At 45.7% G+C, this 2,710-nt stretch carries 1 protein-coding gene; it reads left to right on the top strand.

Annotated features, from left to right (window positions below; all coding sequences use genetic code 11):
• A partial coding sequence (locus tag QUA13_RS14155; protein ID WP_445242713.1) for a beta strand repeat-containing protein occupies positions 1-2,710 on the top strand: 2,710 nt, incomplete at both ends.

The following is a 2,710-nucleotide window of genomic DNA, read 5'->3' as shown; positions in this document are numbered from 1 at the left end:
TCGGCAATTTAACAGCTAACTCTACAGGCACAACTGCATTTAATCAAACAGTCAATGCCGCGAGTTTGACTACAGATGCTGGCGGCAAAACTGAACTAAATGGCAATGTGACAACCACTGGCACTCAAACCTACGGAGATGCAGTGACAATTGCCAACAATCCGATTCTCTCCGGCAGCGACATTACTTTCAATAATACAGTTAACGGCAGCAGCGATTTGACGGCGAAGGCGGTTAGCGGTAATGTGACATTTAATGGTGCAGTTGGTGCTGCAAGTGCGCTCGGCAATTTAACAGCTAACTCTACAGGCACAACTGCATTTAATCAAACAGTCAATGCCGCGAGTTTGACTACAGATATTGGCGGCACAACTCAAGTGAAGGGAAATGTCACTACAACTGGCGCTCAAACCTACGGAGATGCAGTGACAATTGCCAACAATCCGATTCTTTCAGGTGACAGCATTACTTTCAATAATACAGTTAACGGCAGCAGCGATTTGACTGTGAAGGCGGCTAGCGGTAATATTACCTTCACAAGTACGATCGGCGAAACAACTCCTCTCACAAGTTTAACTGCCAACAGCAAGATATCTTTAGGCGGCAATGTGACTACAACCGGCAGTCAAACCTATGCAGATGCAGTGACTGTTGCCCCAAAATCGGTGTTTTCAGGCAGCGACATTACTTTCAACAAGACAGTTGATGTAGCTGGCGATCTGGGTATTGCGGCTGATAATGTCAATCTAAAAGGAACTGTAACAACCACCAATGACGGGACGCTCACAATTGCCAATAAGGTAAATCTGAATATTGAGAAAAACCTGAATTTAGACGGTGCATTTATTCAAAATGGCGGGGGAACTGTTGCGGTTAGCGGAAATATCACCACAACTAATGATAACATTAGTTTTAGCGGTTCGGTGACATTAAAAGCTCCTGTAAATTTTACACTCGGAGATGCAACTATTGCTTTCGGTTCGAGTTTATCGGCAGGTAGTAATCCGCTGACTTTAACGGCAGGTGAAATTGAATTTTCTGGGAATGTTTCGGGTAGTGGCCCGCTAACGCTGCAACCCGCAACAGCCGGACAAAATATTGTTGTTGGCGGAACTGATAACAATACTAGCGCTTTAGATTTGACGGCATCGGAAATTAATTTGATTCAAAATGGATTTAGCTCGATCGCGATCGGGCGATCGGATAGCAGCGCCAATATTAGTATTCCCTATAATCTCACATTTTTAGATCCAGTAAATATTCAAACGGGAACTGGTACGATCGCAGTTAATGGAACTATCACCGGACTTGACAACAGCAGTGTTGCTCTCCAAGGTTCAACAATTAATTTGAACTATGGCATCAATACAACTAACAATATAGATTTGACTGGCAACGTTCAACTGGGAAACCAGGTCGATCTCAAAAGCAGCGTTGGTAGCATTAATATAAAAGGGGCGATCGACGGGAATCATTTGTTCAACTTAGATGCCGCGAATGGTAATGTGTTGGTGCAAGGAAATATTGGAGAAACAACGCCATTATCTGTTTTGAATGTTACTGCATCGAATGCGGAATTTATTGGAAATGTTAAAAGCAATTCTGGTTTTAATGTTACGGCTTTCACTACTAAATTAGGCGGGAATGTTACGACGAATAACGGCAACATTAATAATAGCAATGCTTTGGTTTTGACAAAGGATGCGGTATTTAGTACCGCAGGGGGAAATATTGCTTTGGGTGCGATCGACAGTATTGATGGGGCCCGCAACTTAACTCTAGCCTCCGGTAGCGGCAGCATCACTTTCAACGGTGCGGTGGGGGCCACCAGCAAGTTAGGAAATCTTGCGATCGACAATGCTGGCAATGTGACAGGAAACTCAACAATTAACGCGCAACAATTGACCGCACCAAACACGGAAAAAGTCAATTTATCGGGAGATGTCACCGCAGGGAAAGTCGATATTACTGCCCAGGGAGATATAAGCGTTAAAAATATTACTGCTAATGGCGGAGAAATTCTATTTACAAGCGGTAACAATTTCACAGCAGGCAATTTGAATACATCGGCAAACAGTGGCGGCAACATAACTGTTAAGGCGATAACTTCAATTACCACCGGACAAATTAACTCTAGCGGTATACTAGGAAATGCCGGCAATGTGTTCTTAGATCCGATCGGCGATATTCAAGTAGAGTTTATCAATGCCCAAGGCGGCACTGGCGGCACCGGCGGCGATGTCACAGCAATAACAGGCAATTTTTTCCGCGCTACGGGTGCTTTTTCAACACCACTTTCGCCGACGGGATTTGCTAGCATTTCTACTGCTGGCGGCACAGGTAGCGGAAATATCGCAATTACACACGCTGGGGGAGATGGAGGGACGCCGGTTCAACCGTTTGTGGTGGGGGATGCTGCTAGCAACGGTACGGCGGGTGCAATTACAACAGGACAATCTAGCATTACATCGCAGTCGTTTCCGCGTTCTAATAGTGTTGGTAATATTGCGTTTTCGACTGATGACGGCATTGATCCGACGCCAACGCCAACTCCGACTCCAGTAGTAACTCCGACTCCGACTCCGAGTGAAACTCCGACTCCAGTAGTAACTCCGACTCCGACTCCGAGTGTCACTCCGACTCCAGTAGTAACTCCGACTCCGACTCCGAGTGTCACTCCGACTCCAGTAGTAACTCCGACTCCGACTCC

Source organism: Microcoleus sp. S28C3 (assembly GCF_036700785.1).
Classification (GTDB): Bacteria; Cyanobacteriota; Cyanobacteriia; order Cyanobacteriales; family Microcoleaceae; genus Microcoleus; species Microcoleus asticus.
This window is presented reverse-complemented; position numbering and strand designations above follow the sequence as displayed.